General features: G+C 61.9%; 24 protein-coding genes. 11 read left to right on the top strand and 13 right to left on the bottom strand.

From position 1 onward, the window contains the following. The first annotated feature begins 22 nt into the window (after positions 1-22). On the top strand, positions 23-826 hold the full coding sequence (locus tag ACR0JC_RS04135) for a DUF2189 domain-containing protein (protein WP_170338670.1): 804 nt from the start codon (positions 23-25) through the stop codon (positions 824-826). Positions 827-836: 10 nt separating this feature from the next. Here ACR0JC_RS04135 and ACR0JC_RS04130 read toward each other — a convergent pair whose 3' ends face one another. The 6 genes from ACR0JC_RS04130 to ACR0JC_RS04105 form a co-directional block, all read right to left on the bottom strand. Then, on the bottom strand, positions 837-1,058 hold the full coding sequence (locus ACR0JC_RS04130) for a hypothetical protein (RefSeq protein ID WP_170338672.1): 222 nt from the start codon (positions 1,056-1,058) through the stop codon (positions 837-839). Further along, the gene (locus ACR0JC_RS04125) at positions 1,055-2,212 is read right to left on the bottom strand and encodes an aromatic ring-hydroxylating oxygenase subunit alpha (RefSeq protein WP_170338675.1); all 1,158 of its coding nucleotides are present in this window, start codon (positions 2,210-2,212) and stop codon (positions 1,055-1,057) included. The genes ACR0JC_RS04130 and ACR0JC_RS04125 overlap by 4 nt, the downstream gene beginning before the upstream one ends. A 111-nt stretch (positions 2,213-2,323) precedes the next feature. Next, the gene (locus ACR0JC_RS04120) at positions 2,324-3,040 is read right to left on the bottom strand and encodes a helix-turn-helix domain-containing protein (protein WP_254430701.1); all 717 of its coding nucleotides are present in this window, start codon (positions 3,038-3,040) and stop codon (positions 2,324-2,326) included. 277 nt (positions 3,041-3,317) lie between these two features. After that, the gene (ilvN, locus tag ACR0JC_RS04115; RefSeq protein WP_093962354.1) at positions 3,318-3,878 is read right to left on the bottom strand and encodes an acetolactate synthase small subunit; all 561 of its coding nucleotides are present in this window, start codon (positions 3,876-3,878) and stop codon (positions 3,318-3,320) included. Further along, entirely contained in the window at positions 3,875-5,131 is a 1,257-nt protein-coding gene (locus ACR0JC_RS04110; RefSeq protein WP_170338677.1) for a glycosyltransferase family 87 protein, read from the bottom strand. The genes ilvN and ACR0JC_RS04110 overlap by 4 nt, the downstream gene beginning before the upstream one ends. A gap of 64 nt (positions 5,132-5,195) precedes the next feature. Continuing rightward, the gene (locus ACR0JC_RS04105; protein ID WP_170338679.1) at positions 5,196-6,947 is read right to left on the bottom strand and encodes an acetolactate synthase 3 large subunit; all 1,752 of its coding nucleotides are present in this window, start codon (positions 6,945-6,947) and stop codon (positions 5,196-5,198) included. A 418-nt stretch (positions 6,948-7,365) separates the two neighbouring features. Here ACR0JC_RS04105 and ACR0JC_RS04100 point away from each other — a divergent pair, with 418 nt between their 5' ends. Continuing rightward, the gene (locus ACR0JC_RS04100) at positions 7,366-8,211 is read left to right on the top strand and encodes a HalD/BesD family halogenase (RefSeq protein WP_170338680.1); all 846 of its coding nucleotides are present in this window, start codon (positions 7,366-7,368) and stop codon (positions 8,209-8,211) included. A 44-nt stretch (positions 8,212-8,255) separates the two neighbouring features. Further along, the gene (locus ACR0JC_RS04095; protein WP_170338682.1) at positions 8,256-8,630 is read left to right on the top strand and encodes a bleomycin resistance protein; all 375 of its coding nucleotides are present in this window, start codon (positions 8,256-8,258) and stop codon (positions 8,628-8,630) included. Between the two features lie 30 nt (positions 8,631-8,660). On the opposite strand, the gene ACR0JC_RS04090 is transcribed toward ACR0JC_RS04095, so the two are convergent. Together ACR0JC_RS04090 and ACR0JC_RS04085 are read right to left on the bottom strand one after the other, a co-directional pair. Further along, a complete protein-coding gene (locus ACR0JC_RS04090; RefSeq protein ID WP_170338171.1) occupies positions 8,661-9,305 on the bottom strand; it encodes a response regulator transcription factor in 645 nt (214 codons plus the stop codon). Beyond that, on the bottom strand, positions 9,305-10,738 hold the full coding sequence (locus ACR0JC_RS04085) for a cache domain-containing protein (protein WP_170338684.1): 1,434 nt from the start codon (positions 10,736-10,738) through the stop codon (positions 9,305-9,307). The genes ACR0JC_RS04090 and ACR0JC_RS04085 overlap by 1 nt, the downstream gene beginning before the upstream one ends. Before the next feature lie 247 nt (positions 10,739-10,985). Between ACR0JC_RS04085 and ACR0JC_RS04080 the strand changes: the two genes are divergently transcribed. The 3 genes from ACR0JC_RS04080 (at position 10,986) to ACR0JC_RS04070 (ending at position 15,491) form a co-directional block, all read left to right on the top strand. Then, on the top strand, positions 10,986-12,068 hold the full coding sequence (locus ACR0JC_RS04080; RefSeq protein ID WP_170338175.1) for a TRAP transporter substrate-binding protein: 1,083 nt from the start codon (positions 10,986-10,988) through the stop codon (positions 12,066-12,068). Positions 12,069-12,192: 124 nt separating this feature from the next. Next, entirely contained in the window at positions 12,193-13,119 is a 927-nt protein-coding gene (locus ACR0JC_RS04075; protein ID WP_170338177.1) for a TRAP transporter small permease subunit, read from the top strand. 17 nt (positions 13,120-13,136) lie between these two features. Continuing rightward, a complete protein-coding gene (locus ACR0JC_RS04070; RefSeq protein WP_170338687.1) occupies positions 13,137-15,491 on the top strand; it encodes a TRAP transporter large permease in 2,355 nt (784 codons plus the stop codon). A gap of 74 nt (positions 15,492-15,565) precedes the next feature. Here ACR0JC_RS04070 and ACR0JC_RS04065 read toward each other — a convergent pair whose 3' ends face one another. From ACR0JC_RS04065 to ACR0JC_RS04050, 4 genes are all read right to left on the bottom strand, one after another. Beyond that, complete coding sequence (locus ACR0JC_RS04065; RefSeq protein WP_170338689.1) at positions 15,566-15,955, bottom strand: VOC family protein; 390 nt, start codon at positions 15,953-15,955, stop codon at positions 15,566-15,568. Between the two features lie 6 nt (positions 15,956-15,961). Continuing rightward, complete coding sequence (locus tag ACR0JC_RS04060; RefSeq protein WP_170338691.1) at positions 15,962-16,786, bottom strand: arginyltransferase; 825 nt, start codon at positions 16,784-16,786, stop codon at positions 15,962-15,964. A gap of 74 nt (positions 16,787-16,860) precedes the next feature. Continuing rightward, positions 16,861-17,292: an RDD family protein gene (locus ACR0JC_RS04055; RefSeq protein WP_093962341.1), complete on the bottom strand. Its 432-nt coding sequence runs from the start codon at positions 17,290-17,292 to the stop codon at positions 16,861-16,863. Positions 17,293-17,359: 67 nt separating this feature from the next. Beyond that, the gene (locus ACR0JC_RS04050; protein ID WP_170338693.1) at positions 17,360-17,779 is read right to left on the bottom strand and encodes a DUF2852 domain-containing protein; all 420 of its coding nucleotides are present in this window, start codon (positions 17,777-17,779) and stop codon (positions 17,360-17,362) included. Positions 17,780-17,920: 141 nt separating this feature from the next. Here ACR0JC_RS04050 and ACR0JC_RS04045 point away from each other — a divergent pair, with 141 nt between their 5' ends. From ACR0JC_RS04045 to ACR0JC_RS04025, 5 genes are read left to right on the top strand one after another with little or no spacing between them, the layout of a single operon-like run. Next, entirely contained in the window at positions 17,921-18,310 is a 390-nt protein-coding gene (locus ACR0JC_RS04045; RefSeq protein WP_170338695.1) for a nuclear transport factor 2 family protein, read from the top strand. A gap of 13 nt (positions 18,311-18,323) precedes the next feature. Continuing rightward, the gene (locus ACR0JC_RS04040; RefSeq protein WP_170338697.1) at positions 18,324-21,116 is read left to right on the top strand and encodes a [protein-PII] uridylyltransferase family protein; all 2,793 of its coding nucleotides are present in this window, start codon (positions 18,324-18,326) and stop codon (positions 21,114-21,116) included. Beyond that, positions 21,103-21,375, top strand: a complete 273-nt coding sequence (locus ACR0JC_RS04035) for a hypothetical protein (RefSeq protein WP_170338699.1) — start codon at positions 21,103-21,105, stop codon at positions 21,373-21,375. The genes ACR0JC_RS04040 and ACR0JC_RS04035 overlap by 14 nt, the downstream gene beginning before the upstream one ends. A 52-nt stretch (positions 21,376-21,427) precedes the next feature. Then, positions 21,428-22,636 carry an RSP_2647 family RNA methyltransferase gene (locus tag ACR0JC_RS04030; protein ID WP_170338701.1) on the top strand — a complete coding sequence of 403 codons (1,209 nt, stop codon included), beginning with the start codon at positions 21,428-21,430 and terminating at the stop codon, positions 22,634-22,636. After that, complete coding sequence (locus tag ACR0JC_RS04025) at positions 22,633-23,175, top strand: RSP_2648 family PIN domain-containing protein (protein WP_170338703.1); 543 nt, start codon at positions 22,633-22,635, stop codon at positions 23,173-23,175. Before ACR0JC_RS04030 ends, ACR0JC_RS04025 begins: the two co-directional genes overlap by 4 nt. A 63-nt stretch (positions 23,176-23,238) precedes the next feature. Here ACR0JC_RS04025 and ACR0JC_RS04020 read toward each other — a convergent pair whose 3' ends face one another. Next, positions 23,239-23,925, bottom strand: coding sequence for a M48 family metallopeptidase (locus ACR0JC_RS04020; protein WP_093962334.1), 687 nt, complete (start codon positions 23,923-23,925; stop codon positions 23,239-23,241). Between the last annotated feature and the right edge of the window lie 93 nt (positions 23,926-24,018).

The following is a 24,018-nucleotide window of genomic DNA, read 5'->3' as shown; positions in this document are numbered from 1 at the left end:
GCAAGGGGAGGAGAAACGGAACATGGAAAAGCCATTCGGAGTGCCAACGCTGAAACCGGCGGATATCGGCATGTTGCGCACGGCGCTGCATCGCGCCTGGCAGGATTATCGCCGCGCACCGGTCTTTGGCCTGCTGTTCGGCGGCTTCTACGTTCTGGTCGGGTGGTTGATGGCCTGGGTAACCGTGCAAACGGGCACCTCGTTCTGGCTGGTGCTGGCTGCCATCGGCTTTCCGCTGATCGGGCCATTCGCCGCCGTGGGTTTGTACGAGGTATCGCACCGGCTCGAGCGGAATGAGCCTTTGGACTATGGCGCCATCTTCGGTGTCGTGATCCAGCAGAGCCGCCGTCAGTTGCCGTCGATCTGCGCGATCATCGTCGTGATGTTTCTGTTCTGGTTCTTTCTCGGCCACATGATCTTTGCGCTGTTCATGGGGCTGTCGACAATGACAAACGTGTCGTCATCGCTTGAGGTATTTCTGACACCCAACGGTCTGGCCATGCTGGCTGTCGGCACTGCTGTAGGCGCGATCTTTGCCATCCTGCTTTACATGATCACCGTGTTGTCGATCCCGATGCTGCTGGACCGGGAGCTCGACTTCGTCACTGCCATGATCTCGAGCTATGCATATGTCAGCGTGAACAAGCGGGTCATGCTGGGCTGGGGTGCTTTCATTGCGGTCACGACCTTTGTCGCCATGGTGCCCTGGTTTTTGGGATTGCTGATCGTGTTGCCTCTGTTCGGTCATGCCAGCTGGCACCTGTATCGGCAGATCACCGAAGACGACGCAGCGGCGGGGCCGGTCGCCGAGCCGGCCCAAGCCTAGGTTCTCGGGGTCAGGAATCGGGCACTTCGCGGCCCATGTCGACCAGCATCTGACGCAGACGTCCCGCGCCGGGCAGGTTGGCTTCAAGCGCATGGACATAGGCGTGGGTCAAAAAAAAGCTCCGGGCGTCGTCGTCCTGCTGGCTGGCGGCGGCCAATTCGTACAATTCAGCCAAAGCCGTGATGTCACCCGCCGCATGCGCCTGCAGAAGGCGGGTGTGCAGGTCGGTCATTCAGCGGCCAGTTCGTTGCGATGTGCCATCAGACGCTGCGCCACCCAGTCGTGGAACAGATGGGTCGGCCCGTCCATCGCCGGCGAGAAATGTCCGCCGTCAAACCCCGGCGCCGCGCGGCCACGCTGCATCCCTTCTACGACGAACACATCCTCTTCAAAGACCACTTTCCACTGCTCGGCATTGCGGGCGCGCAGATCCGCATCGGTATCCGGCGCCGAATAGAACAGGTGGATGTGCTCCGAGGTCCGGTTCTGGGCCTCGGGCCGCAGAATGATGGCGAAGGCGTGGTCCCGGTGCACGCCCAACAGCACGTTGGGGAAGGCGGCGATGTATTCGGCTGCGGTGTCCCATTTCTCGCTGAGGCCGTCGAAATCGGGAAAAACCCGACCGTCCTCAGTTTTCAGTTGCCGATAGACCAAGGTTCCCTGACCGGAATAAAGGCCGGGCTCCTGGATGTGATAGTGATCCTCAAGCCGCGAGTAACTGTTCAACCCGGGATGCACCCACGGCAGGTGATAGCTTTCACAGTAGTTCTCGACCGCCAGTTTCCAGTTGCAATTGACGTCCAACCGAAAGGAACTTTCCGGGCCGCCGTGGTACAGCGGTTTGTCGAACTCGGCCCAACGCTCGATCAGCCTGGCGTTGGCATCCTCGAACGCCGGCGCGTCGCCCGAGACGTTGATCCACACCACGTCGCGCCAGATATGGCTGCGCACCTCGATCAGGCCAAGTTCCGATTTGCTGACCGCGTCATGTGCGTTCTGGCCCGGGCCGCCCACATGCGGCGTGGCGACCAGCCGGCCTTCGGTGGAATAGCACCAGCTGTGATAGGGGCAGCGAATGGCGCCTTCGATCTTGCGGGGCTCTTCGACCAGGATCATGCCGCGGTGACGGCAGATATTCTGAAACACACGGACCGTACCGGAACGGTCACGCAGCAACAGGAGCGGAATACCCATGAACTCCAGCGGAACCGCGTCCCCGGGCTCGGGGACATCGGCGGTGACCGCGAGACCGGCCCAGCCATCCAGCAGCAGGGCGCGAGTTTCTTCGGCGTGCAGGGCAGGGTCCGTATAATGTGCGTTGGGCAGGCCCAGAGCGGTTTCAATGCTCTGACGAACAGCCGACAGTTCGGTTGGGGTGCTGGCCATCTGGTTCTCCTCGCTTCTCCACCAGCCTAGGCATCCGGGGCCAGCCCTCGCTTACACTTCTGCGACTCCGGCTTTTCTAACAACGACATGCACGGGAGTTTGGGCGGTTTCCTATGTCCGGCGCGCCAGTCTTGCTGCCTCCAGCGTTGCCCGGAAATCGTGGCCCAGATGGCGGATTTCCAATCTGTAGATGTGCGGAGTAGCCGCAGAGTGCTCCATGCACGAACCGATCCATACGCCGTTGCCATCGGTCATGTCTTTGCGGATTACGATCGTCTTGCTGTCACGACCAGCCTCGCGCGACAACACTGCGTAGATATTGGGCCCGGCGCAGGCGGCGAAGCCACGAAGCTCACGGCTCGTGGCGGAACGCGTGCCTGCCATTGCCGGCGGCAGGAAGCCGCGCAGGACAGCACATTGATGCAGGTGCCGGGTTTGAACCAGCCAATGATGGGCGCGTGGATCGTCTTCGCCGCCATGTTGCGTCACAAGATAGACGCCGCTTGGAAACGCGTCCTCGGTCAAGGCTGCCAGTCCGGGCCGAAGGAACTGGACCACGCTTTCAGGCAGGTCACAGCGCCGGGGCGCGGGGATTTCCTCAAGCGGTTTCAGCAGAATGCGGGCATCCACGTCAAAGAACCGGCAGATCCGGTCCAGAACGTCCGGGCGTGGAAAGCTCTCGCCAGAAAGATACCGGTTGAACTGCGTGCGGTTGACGCCCAGCTGTCTGCACAGCTCGGCGACCGAAGGATAGCGGTCGGCAAGTTGCCTGAGATTCGCCCCCAGCATGCTGCGCAGCTCGGCGGGCGTGCGAGTGTCTACGGCCATGTCTCACTCTGGTTTGCAACGGTTCGGGAAACACGACCGGAGCGGCCAGAAAGGCCGATCGCCAGTCAAGAAATCGTAAAATTGACCCCATGGAACACGCAGTTTGCGTGTTCTGGTCGAAGCGTAACGCGCTCAGGCGCGAACGCAATAGGCATTAAGCCCATTTGTATGGTCTTTTTCCTGTCAGTGCTCAGTTGTGCACCTGTGGAAACGATCTGACAACGCAAAACGCCCCGTCGATCGGGGTGACGGGGCGTTTTGATGGGTTCGCGAAAAATCAGTTGCCGCGCAGCAGGGCCGCGACGCCTGTCCGTGCAACCTCGACAGAGCCCAGCGGGCGCATCAGATCGGCAAATGCATCGATCTTGTCCGGCGCGCCGGTGATTTCGAAGATGAACGAATTCAACGTGCTGTCCACGACATTGGCCCGGAAAATGTCGGCAAGACGCAACGCCTCGACCCGCTTGTCGCCTTCGCCGACGACCTTGATGATCGCCAGTTCCCGCTCGACCGAAGGGCCTTCGACTGTCAGGTCATGCACGTCATGCACCGGGACGATGCGGCCCAGCTGAGCCTTGATCTGTTCGATCACCTGCGGGGTACCAGTGGTGACGATCGTGATGCGGCTGAGGTGTCCGGTATGGTCGACCTCGGCCACGGTCAGGCTTTCGATGTTGTAGCCGCGCCCCGAGAACAGCCCGATGACCCGGGCTAGAACCCCCGGTTCGTTTTCGACCAGAACAGCAATCGTGTGGCGTTCCTGCACGTCCGAGAAGGTCGGGCGCAGGTTGTAGGCCGAGTGGCGGGTGGAACCTTTTCGGATCTTGAGTGCAGTCATTGGAAGACCTCATCGTTGGCAGAGGAATAGTCTGGCGCCCGTAGCCGTTGAACAACGGCGCCGATGCAGACCAGACAGGAAAGATACAAAAGCGGTGCAAAAAGCAGGCGGATCGAGATGTCGGCCTCGCCGCGGAACAGAAAGGCGAAGAAAGCGGGGGCGGCACCCAGCCACATCGCTCCGGCCAGCACCAGGCCCCATGGGCTGTTCGTCAATACACCTGCGCGCAAAAGGAATAGTCCCGCAGCGGCGATCAGCGCAGATTCGTAGAACCACAGGTATGGGGTGGACAGCATGACCGCCAGCGCAAGCACAGCGGCGCGCAGGTCAAAACCGATGCGGGGGCTGCGCCACGTGATCGTGACCATGATGGCCGCGCAGGCTGTGATCGTCCACTGAACGGCCAAGGCGACGGGCTCGGGCAGCCCAAAGCTGGCGAGCGTCGAATAGGGGCTGAGCATCAGATTGTTTTCGACGATGGTTTCACGCACCACCGAAAAGTGGACCGCCATCATGTTGCGCATTTCCAGCCAGTATTCCGGACCGTAGAGCGCGGTTGCCAATCCCGAGATAACCAGAGTCGTGACGCCGGCCGAAATGATGGTCGGCCACGCCCGGCACGCCAGCAAAGCAAAGGGAATCAGGATGCCCAGCTGAGGTTTGAGCGTCAGAAGGCCGATAAAAAAGCCGGCAAGAACCAAACGTTGGTTCTTGAGCGCTGCAAGTGCCGCCAGCAAACCGGCCATCCACAGGGCTGCGGTCTGCCCCATGAACAGGGTCGGCAATATCGCGGGTGGCAGCGCAAATGCGAACCAGACCGGTGTGATGCCTTCCGCGAACGGCCGGGCGGCGAATATCATCGCGACGATCGACGCGATCGAGAAGACCAGCCAGGCAATGGGGAAGGGAAGGGCGCCCAAGGGTTGCAGCGTTGCAAGAAACGCCGGCGGGTAAGACCAGGGCATCCAGTCATCTTCCTTGATGACGTTGTGCATGGCGGTCAGGCTGTCGACACTGAAAGCCGACAGAGGCTCACCCAGATGGGCCAGACGTCCGGCGGCCCAAAAGACCCGAAAGTCGATCGGAAAGCCGGCGCTGCCATTGGCCGCGATCTCGCTCCAGCTGAGGCCGAGCCAGATGACAAAGACCCCAAGCACCAGCGCAGGGACAAGAATGCCCAACTGCCAGCCGCGACGCCCCGCAAAAATCTGCAGGTTCTCGCGTGGAGATGTCTGAGTGGGGATGCCGGGCATGTTCCGTCCTGTCCTGTGAGCGTCCATCAGGGCCAACAGCGTGGCCCTGTGTCCGCAAGCAATATCAAACCAGCACCGCGCCGCCAGCCTGAATGACACCCTTCGTTTCGGCCTCGCCCAGCAGCATCTCGTTATGGGCCTTGCCCGACGGGATCATGGGGAAGCAGTTCTCGTGCTTTTCCACCAGACAGTCAAAGATCACCGGACCGTCGTAATTGATCATCTCCATGATCGCGTCATCCAGATCGGCGGGGTCTTTGCAGATGATCCCCTTGGCCCCGAAGGCCTCGGCCAGCTTGACGAAATCGGGCAGGGCCTCGGACCACGAATGCGAGTAGCGTTCGCCGTGCAGCAGTTCCTGCCACTGGCGCACCATGCCCAGGCGTTCGTTGTTCAGGATAAACTGTTTCACCGGCAGGCGGTATTGGACGGCGGTGCCCATCTCCTGCATGTTCATCAGCCAACTGGCCTCGCCCGCGACGTTGATCACCAGCGCGTCCGGGTGTGCCATCTGCACCCCGATCGAAGCCGGGAAGCCATAGCCCATGGTGCCCAGCCCGCCCGAGGTCATCCAGCGGTTGGGGTCTTCGAACCCAAGGAATTGCGCGGCCCACATCTGGTGCTGGCCCACCTCGGTACAGACATAGCGATCGTGGTCCTTGGTCAGCGCCTCGAGCCGTTCCAGCGCGTATTGGGGTTTTATCGCCTTTTCGCTGTTGGTGTAGGCAAGGCAGTTGACCTTGCGCCAGTCCGAGATCTGGGCCTGCCACTTGGCGATCGCTTCGGTGTTGGTTTTGCGACCACGCGCCTTCCAGACCTTCAGCACGTCTTCCAGAACATGCGCCACGTCCCCCACGATGGGGATGTCCACCCGGATCACCTTGTTGATCGAGGACGGGTCGATGTCGATATGCGCCTTTTTCGACTTGGGCGAGAAGGCGTCGATACGCCCCGTGATCCGATCGTCGAACCTGGCGCCGACATTGATCATCAGATCACAGTCATGCATGGCCATGTTCGCCTCGTACAGACCGTGCATGCCCAACATCCCGACCCAGTTCTTGCCCGATGCCGGATAGGCGCCCAGGCCCATCAGGGTCGAGGTGATGGGGAACCCGGTCGCGTCGACCAGCTCGCGCAGCAGTTGGCTGGCAGCGGGGCCTGAGTTGATCACGCCGCCGCCGGTGTAGAACACGGGCCGCTTGGCGGTTTCGATGGCGGCGACCAGTTCGGTGATTTCTTCGATGTCGCCCTTGAGCGCCGGTTGATAATGCGAGGTCGATGGTTTCGGCGCGGTGTATTTTCCGGTGGCAAACTGGACGTCTTTGGGAATGTCGATCAACACAGGACCGGGACGGCCCGCGGTGGCGACATGAAACGCCTCGTGCATGGTTTCCGCCAACGAGTTGGTGTCTTTGACCAGCCAATTGTGCTTGGTGCAGGGCCGGGTGATGCCCACCGTGTCCGCCTCTTGGAACGCATCCGAGCCGATCATGAACGTCGGCACCTGACCGGTCAGAACCACGATCGGGATCGAATCCAGAAGCGCGTCGGTCAGGCCGGTCACCGCGTTGGTCGCGCCGGGCCCCGAGGTCACCAGTGCGACACCGGGTTTGCCGGTTGAACGGGCATAGCCCTCGGCGGCATGTATCGCGCCCTGTTCATGCCGCACCAGGATGTGACGGATGTCATTTTGCAGAAAGATCTCGTCATAGATCGGTAGCACGGCGCCGCCGGGGTATCCGAATACCGTGTCCACGCCCTGATCCTTGAGGGCCTGGACCACCATCTTTGCGCCGGTCATCTCACGTGTCATCTGCTTTGCTCCGTTCGCGACATGTGTCTTGCGTTTGACAAAAAAAAGCCCCCGAAGTTTCGGAGGCGCATGGGTTCGATTATGGTTTACCGTTACCGGCCCATGCGCGTGGTTCCTACGATTACTACTAGCGTTCTCATCGCCAGAGGCTCCTTTTTGCGTGGGGCAGACATTATGGGCGGCGCGAAGGGGCGTCAACAGGCAATCTGGCCAATTTCCTGACTCTGATGTCGAATTTTGCGACATTTTGTTGCGCAGATTGCCGCATGTGGGGAAATTTCCGGAAATACTGGCCGAGTTTTGCCGAGTTCCGAGCGGTGGTCGAGGTCAGAATGCGTCAGAGCGATGTCTGAAACGGGCATGATGCGGGGGCCGGGCTGGGTCAGGCTGGGGCTGCGAACAAGTCAGGGAGGACGGCATGCTGATGGATCTGGTGGACCTCGGGCGCTATCCGATAGATCGTCCGAATTCGGCGGCCTATGATCGGTTGATCGATGACATTCGTCGTGACCTCGACAAAGATGGTTGCGCAGTTTTACCCGGATTTGTCCACGAAGACGGGTTGGGTCAGTTGCTGACCGAAGCCGAAGCCGTCGCGCCGAGTGCGCATCGCAGTTTCAACCGGACCAACGCCTATTTCACCAAGGACGATCCCCGCTTTGGTATCGCCCACCCGATCCGTCAGTTCTATGACCGGTCGAACGCCTTTGTTCCGGCCGACAATTTCCCGTCTACCGGTCCCCTGCGCAGAATCTACGAGTTCGAAGGATTTCTGCCCTTCATACGCGAAGCTCTGAATGAACCCGCGGATCGGTTCTTTCGCTACGATGATCCATTGGCGGATGTGATCATCAACGTGGTCGAAGAGGGGCAGGGCTTTCCGTGGCATTTCGACACGAACAACTACACGGTTACTCTGGCGATCCAGAATGGCGAGCAAGGCGGCGCCTTTGAATACGCGCCGAACCTGCGCACCGCTGAGGAGGAGAACTTTGACAAGGTGGCCTCGGTTCTAGACGGCAATATGGGAATGGTACGCCAGTTGGAGCTCAATCCCGGTGATCTGCAGATCTTTCGGGGGCGCTATTCCTTGCATCGCGTGGCGCCAGTGTCGGGTGCACGGCCGCGCTACGTGGGGATATTCTCCTTTGTCGAGGCCGAAGGCATGTGTGGCGGGGTCGAGCGTACACGGCAGCTCTACGGCCGTGTGCTGCCGTGTCATCGCGACAGGGAGGGGGTGCGAAACGATGAGCTTCTGGACTGACCCGTGATAGGGTGGAGCAGTCAGATCCTGCCAGGGAGTGCAAGGTGCCACGTATTGTTCAGCTGACCCCCTTTGTCCTGTGTTCCTCGCTGAGCCGGCAAATTGCATTCTACTGCGATCGTCTGGGTTTCGCGTGTGGGTTCACGCAAGACAACTATGCTTTTCTCAGGCTTGGCCCGGTTGCAATTCGCCTGCTGGAATGCCCGCCGCGCGCGGATGGCCTGCCGCTGGGCCACGAGCAATCCTTCTATGTTGATGTCGAGGATATAGACGACTTGTACGAAAGCCTGCGTCCCAAACTCGAGGACCTCCCTGAAGGGCGGGTTCGTGCGCCATTCGATCAGCCATATCAACAGCGAGAGTTTCACGTTCTGGATGAGGACGGCACGCTGATCTTTTTCGGCGAAGGAATCCGTTGAAGCGCGGAAGCTGCGCTGATGGCGCGGCCGTCAGAAGGCCACGCCGGTTCCTTGCAGAACGCCATGTTCCAGCGCGTATCGGGTCAGGCCGGCAGTCGATGAGATGCCCAGCTTGCGCTTGATGTTTTTGCGATGGGTTTCGACCGTGCGAACCGAAATATCCAGCGCCAGCGCGACTTCCTTGTTCGACTTGCCCTGCGCCAATTCCAGAAGGATCGTCTGCTCGCGTCCGGTGAGCGCTTCGCGCGCCGCATCCTCTTTCGGTTCCAGCGATCCGATCGCCCCGGTGCACAGATAGCGCTCTCCACGCATGACCGCGTCTATGGCCTGCTTGATTTCGTCCGTCGGCACATCCTTGAGAACATAGCCCTTGGCCCCGTGGCTCAATGCGGTCGAGATGTATTCCGGGCTGTCATGCATCGACAGAATGAGGATGCGGGTGTCGGGCAGCCGTTCGAGGATCAGCTCCGTGGCGCTGAGCCCCCCGAGCCCCGGCATGTTCAGATCCATCAGGATGACATCGGGCTGCAGGCGCGCGGCCTGATCCACCGCGTCTCGGCCATTGCCCAACGTGCCGACGACCTTGATGTCGTCAAAACTCTCGAGGATCGACTGGATGCCCTCGGCGACCATGGGGTGATCGTCGACGATAAGGACTCGGATCGTTTCGGTCATCAGGAACCGGCCTTTCCTTTGGGTGTCGCGTCTTCCTGCGGCGGCAACAGGTGGCTCAGCGGCAGGCTGACTTCGATCACTGTACCACTTTGTGCGCCGCGTGATGACAGGATACGCAGGGATCCGTCAAGCTGTTCTATGCGCTCTTGCATGTTGCGCAGCCCGATCCCAGTGCTGACCCGGCCCGGTCGTGACCGAAGGCCACGGCCGTTGTCGGTGATGCGCATGGTCGCGCCCTTCTTGTGGCCGCGCAGGTCGATCGTGACGCGGGTTGCGCCAGAATGGCGTTCGATATTCGTCAGCGCCTCTTGCGCGATACGGTAGAGGGCGATCTTGCTGTCCTGGTCCAGACGATTGCGGAACACGACGGTCGAAAACTCGGTCTCGATCCCGGTCCGTTCGCGGAAATCATCGGTCAGCGCCTTCAGGGCCGGGCCAAGGCCCAAGTCATCCAATACGCCGGGCCGCAGGTCGCGACTGATGCGACGCACTTCGGTAATCGCGGTGCCCAGGTTGTCTATGCCCTTGTCCAGCGGCGCACGTGCGCCGTCATGATCGCCCTTGGACAGGCGCCGCCGGGCATTGTCCAGCGCATAGCGTACCCCGACCAGGATCTGGCTGATCCCGTCATGCAGCTCACGCGCAACGCGGCCGCGCTCTTCCTCCTGAGCGTCGATGACCCGCTTGGTCAGTTCCTTCAGCTTGGCATCCGCAAGCCGGCGTTCGCGGATGTTCAACAGCATCCCCGAGGCGAAGACGATCAGAACCGCCGCCAGAACGATACCGCCGATATACAGGAAAGTGCGTTGCACCCGCGCTTCGACCTCGGCGCGGGCATTGGCTACGGTTGCGACGATGTCGTCGATGAATACACCGGTTCCCACGGCCCAGCGCCAATCCTGCAGGCCGACGACATAGGCGATCATCATCGCCTCTTCGCCGGTCGAGGGCTTCTGCCACATGAAACTGTGCCATCCGGCACCCTGCCGGGCCAGGCGGATGAACTCGTCGACGACCGGAACACCCTCGCTGTCCGTCAGGCCTTCCCAGTTCTGATTGATGAACTCAGTCTGGCGCGGGCTGACAAGGTTGTTGCCGTCATAATCGTATACGAAGAAGAACCCGTCCTTTCCGTAGATCATCGCCGACAGGATCTGGGTTACCAGATTCTGGGCAACCTTGTCATCCGGAGACGCGCGTCCGTAGATATAAGCGAACCCGTTTCGGGCCTGTGTCACGTAATTGCGCAGCTCTTCCTTCTTGGCCTCGATCAGCCGACGTTCCAACGCCTTGATCTCGCGTTCAGCCGTCGCGCGGGCTTCGTAGGCCACCATGACCGCGATCGCGGCCACGGCCACGACCAGCGGAATGGCCGCAACCAGCGACAGCTTCTGAGCGTAGGTCAGTGAAAGCAGAGCGCGGAGTTTCCCCATGGTCGAATCGATACGCAAGCGGGGGTGAAATTGCAAAGAGATTGGGCATTCCGGCGCTCGAAACGCCCAGGACTCGCGGTTTGCGGGTCAAAATGAGCCCCTCAATTGCGCGTTCCGCAGAAAAAACCATCCGATCTACGTAGTAATAGGTATTCCTTTTCAAACGGCCTTCATTAGGGTGACGCTACCGTAAACGACTGGCTCGGGCGCTGCCCGAGTCGTGACTATGAAGGGGAGGATTACTCTTATGGATCGTCGTAAGTTTCTAAAGACGTCGGCACTGGGCGGCTCGGCCGCAGCGGCAACCGCATTGGCGGCACCCGCCTATGCGCAGGGCAAGCGCACGCTGACCATGGTTACCTCGTGGGGCCGCGGTCTGGCTGGCGTGTTCGACAGCGCGCAGCGTTGCGCCGACAGCATCACCGCAATGTCCGACGGCAACCTGACGGTTGACATCAAGGCAGCGGGCGAACTGGTGGGCGCGTTCGAAGTGTTCGACGCCGTCTCGTCGGGTCAGGCTGACATGTACCATGCCGCCGACTATTACTTTGTCGGTCAGCACCCGGGCTACGCGTTCTTCACGGCCGTTCCGTTCGGTATGACCGCGCAGGAACTTGTGAACTGGTACTATTTCGATGGCGGCATGGAGCTGCATGACGAACTGGGCCAGATCTTCGGCCTGAAATCGTTCCTGGCAGGCAACACCGGTGCGCAGGCCGGCGGCTGGTACTCGAAAGAGATCAACAGCCCCGAAGACTTCAATGGCCTGAAGTTCCGCATGCCGGGTCTGGGCGGCAAGGCGCTGGGCAAGCTGGGCGCATCGGTTCAGAACATCCCGGGTTCGGAAGTGTATCAGGCGCTGTCCTCGGGTGCCATCGACGGCACCGAGTGGATCGGTCCCTGGGCGGACGAAAAGGCCGGTTTCCAGGAGATCACCAAGATCTACTACACCGCCGGTTTCCACGAGCCGGGCGCAGGCCTGTCGCTGGCCACCAACCGCGACGTGTTCGAAAGCCTCTCGCCGGCGCACCAGAAGATCATCGAGATCGCTGCCGGCGAAGCGCACCAGTGGAACCTGGCACAGTTCCTGGCCAACAACGGCGCGGCGCTGCAGCGTCTGCAGGCCGGCGGCGTAAAGGTCATGGAATTCCCCGACAGTGTCTGGGATGCCTTCGGACAAGCCAGCCAGGAAGTTCTGGCCGAGAACATGAGCGACGAGCTGTTCAAGAAGATCCACGACAGCGCGATGGCATCGATGAAAGCCTCGTCGTCGTGGCTGAACATGTCGTCGGGCGTCTACACCGCTCAGCGCGACCGCGTTCTGGGCTAACTGGCCGTCTGGCAATCAAACGGTTTCCCCGCCACGTGCGGGGAAACCTTTCCTGTTGCAGATGCGCGGATCGCACGGTTTTCCGCTATAATCAGCGTCGCAACCAACGGGACCTGGGGACATTATGCAGGACGAAAACGGTATCTCGTTCTTCGGCGCCCTGTGGAACGGACTGGTCTGGTTCGTTCAGAGCATCGCCGAAGCCTTCTATAATTTCGGATACGCCATCACGCATCCGCAGTTGTGGCTGAACTGGTCGGACAAAGAAGCGATCATGCGCTTTGTCTACTACGGCGGGTCGGTCGAGTTCTTTTTCGTGGTCTTCACGATCTTCCTCGTGCTGACCGCTATCGGGCTTTACTTCCGTGGCTTCATGTGGGGCATGGTGCGCGTTTTGGAAGGGTTCGCCAACACGACCGGGCGTTTCTTTGCCTGGGCGGGCCTGCTGATGGTGATCCAGCAAATCGTCATCGTATTCATGCAGCGTGTGTTCGCGCGGCCTGACATGGCGTTTGGTCTGGGTATCCCGTTCCAGATGGATATCAGCTGGTACGCCGAAGAGCTGAAGCTGTACAACGCGCTCGTCGTCTGCCTGTGCTGCACCTACACCTTCGTGCAGGGCGGCCACGTCCGCGTGGACCTCGTATATGCCGGTATCTCGCACCGGGCCAAGCGCGTGGTCGACATGCTGGGTTCGATCCTGTTCATGATGCCCATCGCCGTGCTGACCTGGATGTATGGCTGGTACTTCATGTGGCGTCACCTGATCGTGCCGAAGCCCTCGGCCAGCGACACGCTGGACAGGCTGGTGATGAAATCCCGCGCGCTGCGCTGGAACGTCGAAACCATCGGCTTCAGCCCCAACGGCTTCAATGCCTACTTCCTGTTCAAGATCCTGCTTGTGGCCTTTGCCGCGATGGTATTCCTGCACGCGATCGCGTTCTTCTACCGGTCCTATCTCGAATATGTCGAAGGCCCGGAAAGCGCTGGAAAATACCTCGACAAGGACAGCCTTGGCGAGGGTGAAGAAGCCTACGAAGGCACACATTAAGGACGGAGACCAAGACAATGCTATTCGGACTTGATGGCGTCGAGATAGGCCTCATTATCGTATTCCTCTGCCTGTTCGGCGGGATTCTCAGCGGCTTTCCGGTGGCGTTTGCCATCGGCGGGGCCGGCATCATCTCTTTCGGGATCATCGCCGCGCTGGACAGCGCCGGATTGTTGATCCACCAGGCGATCGACACAAGCTCGCAAGCCTATCGGGACATCGTGAACTCGGGCGTGAAACCCGATGTGATATCCGTGTTCCGATACCCGGACCTGCCAAGGATCGCCGAGCCGGTCTTTGTTCAGGGTTGGGAAACCGCGTTGGACCGCAACGTGTCCTTCATCGTGAACCGCATCAACGAACGGGTTCTGGCCGGTCAGTCGATCGAGACTCTGCTGGCGGTGCTGATGTTCGTGCTGATGGGCATCACGCTGGAACGCTCGAAAATCGCCAACGATCTGCTGACCACGATGGCGCGCGTCTTTGGCCCGCTGCCGGGTGGTCTGGCGGTGTCGATCGTGGTTGTGGGGGCATTCCTTGCGGCCTCGACCGGGATTGTCGGCGCGACCGTGGTGACGATGGGCCTGCTGGCCCTGCCGACCATGCTGCGCAACAATTACTCGCCAGAACTGGCGACGGGTGTGATCGCAGCCTCGGGTACGCTGGGGCAGATCATTCCGCCCTCGATCGTGATCGTTCTGCTGGGCACGCTGGCGGGTGACTTGTATTCGACGGCGCAAGAGACCCGCGCAGTCGAAGCGGGCTGTACCGACGCGCTGACCTATCTGGGCGAGCCTGCCGTGGTTTCGGTGGGGACGCTGTTCCAGGCGGCGCTGCTGCCGGGGATCATGCTGGCGCTGCTCTATGCGCTTTATGCCTTTGGCTACGCGCTGCTCAACCCGCACAAGGCACCTGCGGTCGAACTGTCAGGCGGCAGCGGCGAGACCATCACCCGCTCGGAAGGCCTGACCTGGCTGCTGGGTGCCCCGGTCGCACTGATCGTGGGCGCGGTTCTGCTGGGCAGCGCCGGTGTCATCGGCAGCCAGAACATCACCGTTTCCGGCTTCTCGGATATCGGTGAGGCAGCCTCGTTGCGCACCAATGTGTCCGAAGAGTGCAAGGCCTCGATGATAGACCTGCATGGTCAGGCGGCTTGGGACAAGGCCGTGGCCGAGCAGGAAGCCATCGATGCTGCCGGCGGCGCAACCGAGGCGCAACGGCTGAGTGAAGAAGAACTGGCCTCGGCCCGTGAAGCCAAGATTGCGGCTGCCGCCCCGATCGGCACCGGTGTTGCGGTCATGGTCGTACTGCTGGGTCTGACGCTGGTTCTGGGCCGCGGCATTGCGCCTTCGCAATCGCCGCAGCCGCTGATCGTGGGTGCAATCGGGCTGATCCTGATGCTGCTGGTCGATGTGCTGATGATTGCGCCGACCACTTCGTCGGGGGCGACCTTCCTGCTGCTGGCGCTGCCTTTCGGGCTTGCCATGTATGGCTGCAAGGAAGCGGCGGCGCGCTGTGCGACCAATGATCTGATCCGCGTGGTATTCCCGCCGCTGGTTCTGATCATCGCGGTTTTGGGATCGATCCTGGGTGGTGTGACCAACCCGACTCCGGCCGCAGCGCTGGGGGCAGGCGGGGCCATCATGCTGGCGGCCTATCGCAAACTGCAAGATCAGGGGCGGTCGGGCAAAGTGATCATCTGGTCCACCTTCGCCGTCATCATCTGCCTTCTGCTGGGTGTCAACTTTGACCTCCGCGTGAACCAAGGCGATGTAAGCGTCGAGACCTGGATTGCGTTCATTCTGGCCTATGCCACCTACCTCTATGCGCTGTTCGGCCTGCTGTTCGCCTGCTGGGTGCTGTATGCCAGCGGCGTTCTGACACCGGTGGTGCGGGAGACCGCCAAGGTGACCTCGATGGTCTTCACCATCCTGATCGGCTCGCAGCTGCTGAACCTGGTGGTGATCTCGTTCGGCGGGGAACACTACATCCAGCAGTTCCTCAAGAGCTTTGACAACGAGTTCACGGTCTTCCTGATCGTGATGCTGGTGCTGTTCATCCTCGGCTTCGTGCTGGACTTCCTCGAGATCATCTACATCGTGATCCCGATCGTGGGTCCGGTGATCTATGGCGGGTCGTTCGACCCGAAATGGGTGACGATCATGGTGGCGGTGAACCTGCAGACCTCGTTCCTGACGCCGCCATTTGGCTTTGCGCTATTCTATCTGCGCGGCGTGGCGCCGAAAGAGGTAACGACGGGCCATATCTACCGCGGGATCATCCCCTTCGTGCTGATCCAGGTGGTTGGCATCGGAATCCTGTGGTTCTTCCCGTCGATCGTGACGATCGTGCCGGACCTGATCCCGAACTGATCGGTGATGGCGTTGTCAAACTGAAAAGGGGGCCGCGAGGCCCCCTTTGCTTTGGTCCCGGCTGACGCCGGTTGTCAGGTGAACTGGATCAGGTCCCAACGGTTCCCGAACGGATCCTGCCAGACGGCAACGATGCCATAGGGTTCGTGGCGGGGCTCTTCCTCGAACCGGACCCCGTTGGCCAGCATGTCTGCGTGATCGCGGGCGAAATCATCGGTTCTGAGGAAAAACCCGACACGACCACCGGTCTGATTACCGATTGCGGCCCTTTGGCTGTCTCCGTCCGCCTTGGCCAACAGCAGAGCAGCCCCATCGCTGCCGGGGGGCGTAACCAAAACCCATCGTTTGCCTTCGCCCAAATCGATGTCCTGGGTCAGCCGGAACCGAAGCGTCTTGGTGTAGAACGCGATCGCGTCATCATAGTCCGGCACCACCAGGGTGACGGCGTGCAAACCTTGCTGCATCAGAATTCAACCTTTGGTGGGGTGGCGATCGGGAAGTTGGATATTCGCGACCTGCTCGGCAATCGGAGCAGTCGAAAGCGGGTGATGCGTTGAGTCGGTGAACGCCTCCGGGTCGTCCACACGCTGCCACCCGCCTTTGACATAGACCTCGAGCCCGGCGAATTTCACCTTGTAGCCCATCTTGGGGCTGCCGGGGACCCAATAGCCCAGATAAACATAGGGCAGCCCGGCCTCGCGCGCGATGTCGATATGATCGAGGATCATATAGGTTCCCAGTGAGCTTTGCGGCTGGTTCGGATCATAGAAGGAATAGACCATGCTCAACCCGTCATCCAGAACATCGGTCAGGCTGACGGCGATCAGGTTTCCGGTCTTGGGGTCGGTATATTCAACGACGCGGCTGCGGATCGGAGTCTCCTCGATCATCGCTGCGAATTCGAACACGTCCATATCCGCCATGCCGCCATCAGCGTGCCGTGTGTCCAGGTACCGCCGAAACAGCTCGTACTGGTCGTCGGTGGCCCAAGGTGAGGTCGCGCGTCGCTGAAGATGCGCATTGCGCCGCGCCGCGCGTTTCTGGCTTTTGGTCGGAGAAAATGCCGAGACGTCGATCCGGGCCGACAGGCAGGCCGCACAATCGGTGCAGGAAGGCCTATAAAGTACGTTTTGAGACCGGCGAAAACCCTGCTGCGACAGAGAGTTGTTCAGCTGATCCGCGCCTTCGCCCTGAAGGGCGGTGAACAGCTTACGCTCGATCCTGCCCTCGAGATAAGGGCAGGGCTGTGGTGCAGTCACATAGAACTGCGGCGCAATCGGCAGCGTGTGTCGCATGAAGGCCCCGTGTTTCCTCGGGGCCGATGATAGCAACCGTTTCTGGGGTCGCCAAGTCCCAGAAACGGGCCGTGTCAGGCGCGCTGGTTCAGCATTACGGTGCCGAGGAAGGCATCGGTCAGGCCCTGGTTGCGGGCACTGGTAAGCATCATGATGACCGAGATGATCTGCAGGATCGGAAACGCCATGCTGACAAAGTAACCGGCTGTATGCGCGACGGCCTTGCCGGTATCCATACGTTCGCCAAATGCGTCGCGCAGCTCAATCCCCATAAAGCGCATGCCCAGCGTGGCAGACCCGTTTGCGATGGTGACGACTCGGTAGATGAAACTGACGACCGCATAGATCAGCGCGATGACGAACAGGCCCATGCCGAAGGTCAGCAGAATGGCAACCGTGCACAGCAGCGAAATGAAGGCGATATCGAACAGCCACGCAAAAAAGCGTTTGATCGCCACGGATTTGTAGAAGTCCGGCTGACGATCCGGGTCGGGCAGATGAGACATGAAGGAATTTCCAGTCGGTTGTTGAGGTTTGCCCTGTCCCACAGAGAGGGGGCAGGGCGGTAGGGTATCAGGCGGTTTCGTCCTTGTCGTCCGCCGTATTCTCCTGAGCGCGTTCGTTCATGAACTGGTCGAACTCGGCCTTGTCCTTGGCTTCGCGCAGGCGGTGCAGGAAGGCTTCGAAATCCTGTTGTTCCCGTTCCAGGCGGGCCAGCGTGTCGGCCTTGTAGGCGTCGAATGCGCTGTTGCCCGAGGGCTTCATCGCGCTCATGTGGCTGTGCCAGGAATGGCGGCGGCTGCAGGATTTGCTGAACATGCGTTTGCTCCAGATCATATAGGCCAGAAGGGACAGGCCGACGGGCCAGAAGAAGATGAAACCAAGGACCATGGCAGCGATCCAGGCGCCTTTGCCCTTGTCGTCAAGCCAGGCCTCTGCACGGTGCAACCATCCCGGGTTGCGGGGGACGGCGTGTTCGGACAATGCGGTCATTTGGGCTCTCCAGGTTGATGTAAATTGTGTTCACATTGGTCTAGATGGGGTGGCCCGGCCCGGATGCAAGGGGTGATGTGAAAAAGATTTACATTTAGTGCCCCGGTTGACGGCAGTTCTGATCCTGCGCAACGTGCGGGCATGAACACGCACAACGACAAGCCCGCCCCGACGCTTGAAGAAATCCTGAACCTGGAGCAGCAGGTCTGGACCGCTTTGATCGAGGGTGATGCGCAGGCGGACCGGGCGTTGCTGAGCGCCGATTTTCTGGGCGTCTACCCATCCGGTTTTGCCAATCGCGACGATCATGTGGGTCAGTTCGCAGACAACCCGACCATGGAGTCATATGAGTTGAGCGCGGCGCAACTGCGCGTTTTGACATCGGATATCGTCCTGTTGTCCTACCGGGCGGACTATCAGCGGCCGGGTGCGTCCGCGCGCGAGGCGATGCTGATCTCATCGTTGTGGGAACGCCGGGATGATGGCTGGATCAATACCTTCAGCCAGGACACTCCAGTCGAGGTTACCTGACCGGAATTCGCCCATGACCGACAATCTTACCATCCAACGCGTCCCGCGTCCCTACGACCCCGAATTGGGGCGAGAAGCCTGCGCCGCAGTGCCGGATCTGACCGCTGATCAATCCGAACTGGTGACCGGTGCCGCAGGCAGCAGCCCGTACCTCAAGAGCTTGATCGACCGTGAACGCAATTGGTTGGCCCCGGCGCTGGATCGGCCGCAGCACGCTCTTGCGCAGATCATGGACGACGCGCGCGCGCTGGCTCCTGACCAGTTGAAACCGGGCCTGAGGCAGGCCAAGCATCGGCTTGCCTTGCTGACGGCCCTCGCCGACCTGTCCGGAGCCTGGAACCTCGAGCAGGTCACCGGCGCGCTGACCGACTTCGCGGCGCTTGCCGTGGACATCGCGGCCAAGGCCGAGATCGCGGCGCTGATCCGGCGCAAGAAGCTGCCCGGCATGACCGAAGACGACGTCGAGACCGCCGCCGGGATGGTGATCCTGGCGATGGGCAAGATGGGCGCGCACGAGCTGAACTACAGCTCGGATATCGACCTGATCGTGCTGTTCGACGAAACCCGGTACGATCCCGACGATTTCTATGAGGCGCGGCAGGGCATGGTGCGGGCCACGCGCAATTTCTGCGCTACGCTCAGCGACAAGACGGCCGATGGGTACGTGTTCCGCACCGATCTGCGCCTGCGCCCGGATCCCGCGGTCACCCCCGTCTGCATGGCGACCGAGGCGGCCGAGCGCTATTACGAAAGCCTGGGTCGCACATGGGAGCGTGCAGCCTATATCAAGGCCCGCCCTTGCGCCGGCGACATCGCCGCCGGGCAGCGGTTTCTGGAAACCCTGCGGCCCTTTGTCTGGCGCCGCCATCTGGATTTCGCCGCCATCCAGGACGCTCACGACATGCGCCTGCGCATACGCGAGAACAAGGGCACCGGGGGGGCTCTGACGATCCCCGGCCATGACATGAAGCTGGGGCAGGGCGGCATTCGCGAAATCGAGTTCTTTACCCAGACGCGGCAGTTGATTGCCGGGGGCCGCGACCCCGACCTGCGCGTGCGCGGCACGGTGCCGGGACTGGCCGCGCTGGCAGCCAAGGACTGGGTACCGCAGGACGTGGCCGACAAGTTGACCGACCATTACCGCGCACATCGCGAGGTCGAGCACCGCATCCAGATGGTGCATGACGCGCAGACCCACAAGGTGCCGCAGTCGTCCGACGGGATCGAGCGCATCGCCTGCCTGATGGGCACCACCAGCGCCGACCTGACAGCCGATCTGACACGCCGCCTGACCGAGGTGCACGAGCTGACCGAGGGCTTTTTCGCGCCCGGCGCCGGCCCCGCGCCGACCGCAGCGCCCCCGGTCGAGTTCGACGCCGGCGTTCTGGCCCGATGGACAACCTATCCCGCGCTGCGTTCGCAACGGGGCGCGCGCATTTTCGAGCGGCTCAAACCCGAATTGCTGGCCCGGCTGGCCAAGACCGCCCGCCCCGACGAGGCGCTGCTGGCGCTGGATGGGTTTCTGGCCGGCTTGCCCGCCGGTGTGCAGCTGTTTTCGCTGTTCGAAGCCAACCCGCATCTGATCGACCTGCTGGTCGACATCGTCGGAACCTCGCATGCACTGGCCGCGCATCTGTCGCGCAATGCCCAGGTGTTCGACGCGGTGATCGGTGGCAGCTTCTTTGCCGAGTGGCCCGGTCAGTCCGCCTTGCAGGCTGAACTGTCCAACGCGCTGGCGGCTGAGTCGGACTATGAAACGCAGCTGGATCTGGCGCGGCGCTGGTGCAAGGAATGGCATTTCCGTATCGGTGTGCACCACCTGCGCGGTCTGATCGACGGGTTGCAGGCGGGGCGGCAATACGCGGACCTCGCGCAGGTTGTCATCGCCGCGATCTTACCCTGCGTAGAGCGACAGTTTGCGCAGAAACACGGCTCCCCCCCAGGGCGTGGCGCTGTGGTGCTGGGCATGGGGTCGTTGGGGGCCGCTCGGCTGAACTCGCAATCCGATCTGGACATGATCGTGATCTACGACCCGCAAGCGGTGGACATATCCGACGGCCCCAAGCCACTGGCCACACGCACCTACTACGCGCGCCTTACACAGGCGCTGATTACCGCCCTGTCGGCACCGATGGCGCAAGGACGGTTGTACGAGGTCGACATGCGACTGCGGCCGTCCGGCAATCAGGGGCCAGTCGCCACAAGCTGGGCCAGCTTCACTCATTACCAACAAGAGGAAGCCTGGGTTTGGGAGCATCTGGCCCTGACCCGCGCGCGCGCAGTTGCAGGCAACACGGATCTGGCCGACGATTTCGAAGCTTTCCGCACGCAGTTCCTGTCTCGCCCGCGCGACAAGGATCAGGTCCTGCGCGAAGTGTCCGACATGCGCGCACGCCTCGCGGCCGCGAAATCTCCCGCCGGTGTCTGGGATGTCAAGAATGGCCCCGGCCGTCTGCTGGATATCGAACTGATGGCCGAAACCGGCGCACTGTTGTCCGGCGCGCCACGGCGCGACGTCGACTCGGGCCTGGACGGAGCGGTCGCTGCGGGTCTCTTGGATGTCGCTCAGGCGCAGGTGTTGAAGGACGCATATGATCTATGCTGGTCGGTGCAATGCGCGGCGCGGCTACTGTCGGGCAAGGTGATCGAGGCCGACAAGATCGGGCAGGGGGGCACGGCCTTTCTGTGCCGGGCGACCGGGTTCGAGCAGGTCGAGCAGTTACAGTCCGCCTTGCAGGACAGCTATGCTGCCGCAGCCGAAGTTATCGGCGCGGTGATCGAGGAGAGTGCGGATGGCGCGCAGTGACGACCCGAACGACCCCAAGGGCCTGATCCGCGAGGCCTATCGCATCGACGGAATCACGCTGCCCGAGTGTCGCAGCATCTTTTTGGACTGGGCGCTCAGCCTGCCGGACGGGCGCGACCAGAAGCAGGCGCTGACCGAGTTGCATGCTGTCTATACCGCACAGGATGCCGACCATCCCATGACACAGGTTCTGCGCGAAGGGCTGGACACCGCGCAGGCTCCGCGCCGGCGCGGCGGCTGGCGGGCGCGCCAACGCTGACGGATCGCCAGAGGGGCTTTTCTGCCCGCGCAATCGCGACTATGAGGGCGCCATGACCCATGCCGACATGCCCGACCGCCCCAGAATCCGTTTGAAACCTAAAGCCAACGCGCGCGGTCTGCGCCACGGCTTTCCCTGGGTCTATGCCAATGACATCGTCACCGACCGGCGCACCCGCAAGATCGCGCCGGGTGCGCTGGCCGTGCTTGAGGATGACAAACGCGCCCCGATCGCGTTGGTGGCAGTGAACCCGGATTCCAAGATCATGTGCCGGGTGTTGGATCGCGACCTGTCGGCGCAGCTGGATGCCGGGTGGTTCGAAACCCGCCTGCGCCGCGCGCTCGACCTACGCGAACGGCTGTTCGATGCGCCGTTCTACCGGCTGGTCCATGCCGAGGCCGACGGTTTTCCTGGTGTCATCATCGATCGGTTCGGCGACGCTTGCGTGATCCAGCCCAACGCCGCCTGGGCCGAAGCGCACCTGGACCTTCTGACCGACGCGCTCGTCGCGGAGACGGGGGTGACGACTGTGCTCAAGAACGCCTCGGGCCGCACCCGCGGGCTGGAAGGTCTGGATGACGTGAGCCAGACCCTGCGCGGCACCGCGCCCGATGCCCCGCTGCCCGTTCCGATGAACGGCGCAACTTACATGGCCGACCTGACCGGGGGCCAGAAAACCGGGCTGTTCTACGACCAGCGCCCCAACCACGCCTTTGCCGCCCGGCTGGCGGGGCCCGGCGCGCATGTGCTGGATGTGTTCAGCCACGTGGGCGGGTTTGGTCTGGCCATGCTGGCCGGTGGCGCCGACCACGCGCTATCGGTCGATGGCTCGGCCGCCGCGTTGACTCTGGCCAAGCAGGGCGCCGTCGCCTCGGGCTTTGGCGACCGCTTTGAAACCCGACAGGGCGATGCCTTCGACGTCTTGACCCAGCTGGGCGAAGACGGTGCGCAGTTCGACGTGGCCATCTGCGATCCGCCGGCCTTTGCGCCGTCGAAACAGGCGCTGGATGCCGGGCTGCGGGCCTATGAGCGGATCGCCCGCCTGGCCGCGCCGCTTGTCAAACCGGGCGGTTATCTGGGCCTGTGTTCGTGCTCGCACGCCGCCGACCTGACCCGTTTCCGCGAGGCCTGCGCCCGCGGCATCGGCCGGGCCGGGCGTCAGGCGCAGATGATCCACACCGGCTTTGCCGGTCCCGACCATCCGCAACTGCCGCAGCTGGCCGAGAGCGGTTATCTGAAATCCGTGTTCTACCGGCTGTGAAGGCGGTTCTCGACACCTGCGTCATCTACCCGACGGTGATGCGCGAGATGCTGCTGGGCGTGGCGGCGCGGGGCCACTTCACCCCGCTCTGGTCGGCTCGCATCCTCGAGGAATGGGCCCGCGCCGCCCGCAAACTTGGCCCCGAGGGCGAGGCGCAGGCCCGGGCCGAAATCGCCTTGGTGCAGGCACATTGGCCGCAGGCCGAACGCCCCGAGGCGCCCGGTCTCGAACAGCGCCTCTGGCTTCCCGATCCGGCCGATACGCATGTGCTGGCCACCGCCGTCGCCGCTTCGGCCGATACGATCATCACCGTTAATGCCAAAGACTTTCCAAGGAATATTCTGGCGGAAGAGGGCCTTGCCCGCATCGACCCCGACAGCTTCCTTCACGGCATCTGGCAGAATGATCCGACCAGTGTCGAACAGGTGGCTCAATCGATCCTGACCGAAGCCAACCGCCTGTCGGGCGACCGATGGACTCTGCGCGCATTGATGAAAAAAGCCCGCCTGCCGCGTCTCGGCAAGGCTCTGGCGGCCTGACCGCTTCATCTGGCCCAAAATATCCCGGAGAGCGCGAGAGTGTGGCCTCTCGCACCCTGACCCTCAGCCACGCTCCCAACGCTGTTCAAGGGCCTCCAGCGCGGCAATCCGCTCGTCCGTCTTGGGATGGCTCATCAGCCAGGCCGGAACCACGCCTGCCCGCTGCTGGGTCAGATCCTCAAGCTTGTGAAACAGGGATTTCTGCGGTCCGATCCCGATCCCGGCCTTGGTCAGCAGGGCGGCTGCGTATTCGTCCGCCTCATACTCGTCCGCCCGCGACAGGCGCGAGGCCAGCAGCGCGGTCAGCGCATTTGCGATCCACGCGCCGATGAAGGGAATGAACCGGTTGAGCAGCATCATCAGCGCCGCCCGCATCGCGTTCTGACCGGAAAAGTCGATCATCCGCCGCCGGGCGTGGCCCAGCGCCACATGGCCCAGTTCATGCGCTATGACGCTGGCCATCTCCTCGGCTGAGACCTCGCCGTTGCGGAACTTGCGATAGAAGCCTCGGGTGATGAAAATGCGCCCGTCCGGTGCGGCCAGCCCGTTCACCGGGTCGATTTCATAGATATAGACCGGCACGCGCGCCACATCCAAGGCGGCGGCCAGGCGGTCGGTCATACGCTTCAACTCGGGATCAGCCAGTTCGGTCGACTTCGCATCCAGCTCGCGATGGGTGCGCCAGACGGAAATCCGATACATCACAATGGCATAGGCGATCGCCAGCAGAATTGGGGTCAGACGCAACATATCTCAGATATGGGCGGATCGGGATGCGGGGGCAAGTCGTTCCTCATCACTTTCGGGCAACATGGGCGACCTGGGGCAGTTCGTGAGACGGAA

Source organism: Ruegeria sp. CH5, from assembly GCF_056537025.1.
Note: the sequence above shows the minus strand (reverse complement) of the source record. Positions and strands in the feature narration are given on the sequence as shown.